The following is a 5,777-nucleotide window of genomic DNA, read 5'->3' as shown; positions in this document are numbered from 1 at the left end:
GCAGTCATGCAGCTATGTATGGGAAGGATGCCAAGCAAGTCTCCGACTTTTACATGGGATAACAGTTCATCAGAAGCCTTGATGATGCCATGTTCCTGTGAAATGCTTTTCAAAAATGACCGCTGTGAAGGTAGGGTCCATCCATTATCTGTCAGAAAGACCACCTCACCAAAATTCTTTCCACCATCAGGTTCAGTGAGAACATCCTTGGCTAGGTGTACCCCGCCACCATGGACAAGGATTTCTTTTCTATCTTTCTTGATGTCTACTACAGGTACCGCTAGGGCGACGGCCACATCTTCTCTTTTACAACTCCCCAAAGCCACTTGCATCATGTCATAAAAAACAAAGTTGCCGGGTCCGAGCTCGTCAATATCCCCAAAATCCTCAATAACCGAGCAGCCCGGGGTATCTCCGGTTCGCGTGACAAGATCCGGGTATTCAGACCTGTATTTGTTTTTCAGCATGCTGAGTGCTGCACGAGTCTGCTCATAGATTTTGGGAATGTCTTTTTCATAGTAGGAGTGACCTGCATGGAGGTAAAATCCTTTGAATTTAAGTTTGTCAGTGCTTTTGGCTTTTCGCATGATAGCTTCCATCAATCCAAAGTCCGAAACTTCCACCCCGGTACGCCCATATCCGGCGTCAATTTCAATAAAGAATCCTACAGGATATTCCAGTTCATTGGCGAGTTTTTCCGTGACAGCTTCATTGATGAGCTGTACGGAAAGGGACTGATTTTTTGCTAGATCGCTTAGGGTTTTTGTTTCCAAAGGATTGAATGGAAATGCAATGTGGATATTGTCCCAACCCTCTCCACAAAAGTATGCAGCCATCTTAATGGAAGATACGGTGATTTCTCTGATGCCATATTCCTTGGCCCATTTTCCCACAAGGTGCGATTGAGGGGTTTTGAAGTGAGGGACGAGTTTTTTCCCATTTCTTTTTGCTTTATCCGACATTATTTTGAGGTTGTGCCGGCAGATTTTTTCATCAAGCAAAAGCGTAGGGGAAGTGATTTCAGATAGGATGGACATGGGTTGGTTGATTTTTGATTGGGGATTGAAAGTAGGGAAAATGACCCAATCAAAAAATATTTCCTTGCGCCGATCATCAAAATAATAGGATTGCCCGAGACATTTTTGGTAAATTATGCCGTGTTTTCAATCCGATAAACCCGATAAAAATTTATGAAACCCCTATCCCTATTTAAATCCTTTTTCGGCACTTTAATTCTTGTAACCTTCTTGGTTTTTTCATGTAAACAAAAAGCTCCAGTCGATCTTCAGATCACACAGATGGATCATGAAGAAGTCAAAAAGCGGGCGGCTGAAATTGAATCTACTGTAACACCCACATTGGCGGAGGGACTTTCTATGAGGCTTTGGGCAGTGGACTCTTTGATTACAGACCCTATTTCCATAAAGGTGGCAGATGATGGGTCCTTATATTATGTAAGCTCTGAGCGTTTGGGACAATCAGAATTTGATATCCGCGGACATCAAAATTGGGAAATACAATCCATCAGCTGGCAAAGTGTGGCTGATAGGAAAGCCTTTTTACGGAAGGAATTTGCTCCAGAAAGGAGTCAGGAAAACAATTGGTTGAAGGATTTGAACGGGGATGGTTCTTATGATTGGAAGGATCTGGCTGTGGAGAAAGAAAGCGTTTATAGAGTTAAAGATACCAATGGAGATGGTTTGGCGGATTGGTCACAGCGCATTGTCTACGACTTTCACGAAGAAGAGACGGATTTGGCATTGGCAGTAACGGTTCATGAAAATGATCTTTTTGTGGGTGTAGCGCCTGATTTTTGGAGATTGCAGGATACCAATGGAGATGGCTTGATGGATAAGAAAACTTCCATTTCCAATGGGTATGGTGTGCATGTAGGGTTTGGTTCTCACGGCATGTCGGGAGCCAAAGTCGGACCTGATGGAAGGATTTATTGGGGAATTGGAGATATAGGTTTTCATGGTACTGACCAAGACGGAGTTGAGTGGAATTACCCCAACAGAGGGGTTGTCGTAAGGGCCAATCCTGATGGCAGTGATTTTGAAGTTTTCGCCATGGGCGTGAGAAATACCCATGAATTTACATGGGATGAATACAATAACCTGATTTCTGTCGATAACGATGGAGACCACCGGGGAGAAAGCGAACGTTTGGTTTACCTTGTCAATGGCTCGGATACAGGTTGGAGGATCAATTGGCAGTTTGGAAAATATCGGGACCCCGACAATAATACCTATAAAGTATGGATGGACGAAAATATGTATAAGCCACGACACGAAGGTCAGGCGGCATATATTACACCCTGCATCATCAATTATGTCAATGGACCAACGGGAATGGTGTACAATCCGGGAACTGCATTGGGGGAAAGATGGAAGAAGCACTTTTTTGTAGTAGAATTCGTCGGCAACCCTGCGCGTTCGGGTATTCATGCGTTTCAGTTGAAACCTCAGGGAGCCACGTTTGAGCTTGCCAAAACTGAACTGATTCAGACAGGAATGTTGCCATCAGGTATTGATTTTGGCCCAGATGGGGCATTGTATGTCGCCGATTGGATTACCGGTTGGGGTAATAAAAACTATGGACGCATCTGGAAACTTGACGACAATGAAGGCCAAAATTGGGCCGCAAGAAAAGAAACAGAAAGACTGATTACTTTGGATTATTCTAAAATGTCAGAGGATGAATTGGAGGGACACCTGTTTTATGAAGATGTCAGGATCCGAAGGAAGGCCCAGTTTGAATTGGCGAAAAGAGGAGAAAAAGGAGCAGAGGTTTTTAAAAAGGTAATGGACCAAAAAGCCAACCAAATTGCTAGGATCCATGCGATCGTTGGCACAAGTCAGATCGCGAGGATGGAGGATATGAAATTTGCAAAGCCATTGATTCCTTTGTTGAAAGACAGCGATCCTGAAATCCGTGCCCAAGCTGCCAAGTGGATCGGTGATATCAAATACAAAGATGCAGGGGAGTTTTTGTTGGCTCTTTTGGTGGATGAGTACCCAAGAGCAAGGTTTTTCGGTGCTGAAGCAATAGGGAGAATCGGTTATACTCCGGCATCAACATCTTTGATCGGTTTGCTTGACAACAACAATGATGAAGATGCATATATCAGACATGCTGCCTCTTTGGCTTTAGCGAGATTGAACCAGCCCGATGTGTTGGTAGCCCTCGCAGGAGAGCCAAGTAATGCCATTCGATTAGGTGCCGTGTTGGCATTGAGAAGATTGAGCCATCCCGGAATCCAGCAATTTCTGAAAGATCCGAATGAATACATTGTGACTGAAGCCGCCCGGGCGATCAATGATGATTTTTCCATCGAAGGAGCCCTTCCAGCATTGGGTGACTTATTGGTGACCACCAAATTTTCAAATGAACCATTGATCAGAAGGGCCATCAGTGCCAACTTACGAGTGGGCACTGAGAAGTCCATGCAAAACCTGATCACCTATATTTCCAATCCTTCTGCGCCTTTGGTTTTGAGGCAGGAAGCCATTGATGCATTAGGGACTTGGACCAAACCATCAGTTTTGGATAGGGTAGATGGAAGGTATAGAGGGGAAGTCACAAGGGACGGGGCATTGATAAGGACTGCGGCAGCTCCCTCATTGCTTCAATTGTTGAATGAAAAAGAAAACGGATTGAAAATCGCAGCTGTCAAGGCGATCGGAAGGCTTGGCATTCAAGATGCTTCAGAACCGCTTTTGGCTTTGGTCCAATCTGACAAGTCCCCCGAGGTCCGGGTTGCTGCCATCCAGTCCCTTGCCAAAATGAATGCGGCAAATACTGCTGTTGGCATTGAAAAAGCAATTGCTGATTCGGATAAATCAGTCAGGGTTGCTGGTTTGAGTTTGTTGGAGCAACTTGATTTAGATAAGGCGCTGAAAGTAAAACTTTTGAATGAAATCATTGAAAAAAGAACCACAGAAGAAAAGCAGGCCGCATTGGTGGCTTTGGGCAAATTGCCTGTGGAAAATACCAAGTCTATCTTCGAAGGCCTCTTTGCACAGATGTCATCAGGGAAACTTCCCACTGACATTTTGTTGGAACTTTCGGAATCTGTGGAGATTTCCAAAGATCCAACACTTGCAGCCGGATATCAAAAAGCTGCTGAAACACTTTGGAAAGGAGATGTTTTGGCTTCCTATCAAAGCAGCCTCAATGGTGGAGATGAAATCAAGGGAAGAGGAATATTTTTCCAATCCCAGACCGGGCAGTGTATGCGCTGTCATGCCTATGACGACATGGGAGGAAATGTTGGTCCAAGTATCAATGGTGTGGGTAGGAAGTTGAGCAGACAGGAGATTTTGGAATCCCTGATCGATCCAAGCAAACGGATTGCACCCGGTTATGGTATTGTGATGGTCGAATTGAACAATGGAAAAACCATCAATGGGGTTTTGGAGAATGAAACAGGCTCCTCGCTATTGGTCAAAATGGGAAATCAACCTGATACTTTGATTCAGAAAAAAGACATCAAAACCCAAAAAATGGCAGCTTCATCCATGCCTGATATGAAAGAAGTGTTGAGCAGAAGGGAAATCAGGGATTTGGTCAGTTATCTCGCCACTTTGAAAGAAGACTTTTGAAAAGGTTGGGCATCATATTTCTGATTACAATCTTTGTCTTTACAGGATTGTGTTTGGCTTTGATTTGGTGGGGGAGGTCACTTCTTCACAACTCTGACATTCCTGTCCAGAGTCATTTATTGGAAGAGACAGATTCCCAAACAGTAATGGTATTTTTTGCCCATCCTGATGATGAAATTGCGGTCGGGGGTACTTTGCTTGACCTGCGGAATCTAGGCCATGAGTTGGTATTGGTGTATCTTACCAAAGGTGAGGCCGGCCCTACAGGTGGATTGGTGGCACAGGAGGAACTTGGCGAAGCAAGGGCGCTTGAAATGGAAAAAGTGGCAGCGATACTCGGTGCTAAAGAATTGGAAATGTTTGATTTTCCGGATAGCGGGCTAAAGGAGCTTCCTTTGGATACATTCAAAATTGTAGCTCGGGAAATGATTCAAAAGCACATGCCTGATTATGTGGTCAGTTATGACAGTGAAGTTGGGCTTTATGGGCATCCGGATCATAGAATGACTTCCAAAGCGATGGAAGAAGTTTTTTTGGAAGAAAGACAAAAACCGGGTTTTCCTGTAAAGAAGCTTTTTCAGGTTACACTTTCACCCAAGCAAATTGAAATTGCCTTGAAAATTGCTCCGGGATTCCAAAGAAATTATCCGAGAGAAGGAAAAGGATTGCCCGTCCCGGATTTTTCCGTCAAGACTACTCCCTATTTCTCCACTTTGGTAAGCATGATGGAAGCGCATGCCACGCAGCAGGAAGTATTCAGAGATCTGTTGCCATACAGGGAAAAAGTTCCTGAGTTCATTTATTCCAGAATTTTTGACAGGGAGTATTTTTGGGAGGTAAGGTGATTTTATTTCTAATGGTGAGTAATCAGTAATTCAAATAGATGTTTCGATTATGATAAGACATACAGTAGTATTTAAACTCAAATATCCATTAGGTTCTACAGAAGAAAGTGACTTTTTAGAAGCCGCGGCAGCTTTGTCCCTAATTCCGGGAGTTCAACACTTCGAATCATTGAAACAGATCAGTAAGAAAAACGATTTTGATTATGGGCTTTCAATGGAGTTTGATTCGGAGGCCGATCATCAAGCTTATAACCAACATCCCGACCATGCTAAGTTTATAGAAGACTATTGGGCAAAGTCTGTTGAGAAATTTCTAGAGATAGATTAT

Annotated in this window: 4 protein-coding genes; 3 read left to right on the top strand and 1 reads right to left on the bottom strand. The window is 43.7% G+C overall.

Annotated elements, in window-relative coordinates; all coding sequences use genetic code 11:
• A partial coding sequence (locus tag ACZFYI_RS14580; RefSeq protein ID WP_462524859.1) for an alanine racemase occupies nucleotides 1–1,037 on the bottom strand: 1,037 nt, incomplete at its 3' end.
• Nucleotides 1,038–1,190: 153 nt separating this feature from the next.
• On the opposite strand from ACZFYI_RS14580, the gene ACZFYI_RS14575 reads away from it, so the two are divergent.
• From ACZFYI_RS14575 to ACZFYI_RS14565, 3 genes are all read left to right on the top strand, one after another.
• The gene (locus tag ACZFYI_RS14575; protein ID WP_462524858.1) at nucleotides 1,191–4,604 is read left to right on the top strand and encodes a HEAT repeat domain-containing protein; all 3,414 of its coding nucleotides are present in this window, start codon (nucleotides 1,191–1,193) and stop codon (nucleotides 4,602–4,604) included.
• Between the two features lie 5 nt (nucleotides 4,605–4,609).
• On the top strand, nucleotides 4,610–5,449 hold the full coding sequence (locus ACZFYI_RS14570; RefSeq protein WP_462524857.1) for a PIG-L deacetylase family protein: 840 nt from the start codon (nucleotides 4,610–4,612) through the stop codon (nucleotides 5,447–5,449).
• A gap of 49 nt (nucleotides 5,450–5,498) precedes the next feature.
• On the top strand, nucleotides 5,499–5,777 hold a 279-nt coding region (locus tag ACZFYI_RS14565), incomplete at its 3' end, for a Dabb family protein (protein WP_462524856.1).

The organism is Aquiflexum sp. (assembly GCF_977115555.1).
The sequence above is the reverse complement of the archived record's forward strand: the minus strand, read 5'-3'. Positions and strand labels throughout refer to the sequence as shown.

What these genes read in the sequence shown, in the direction of transcription:
- ACZFYI_RS14575 (WP_462524858.1), top strand. Translation starts at nt 1,191, where the DNA reads ATGAAACCCCTATCCCTATTTAAATCCTTTTTCGGCACTTTAATTCTT.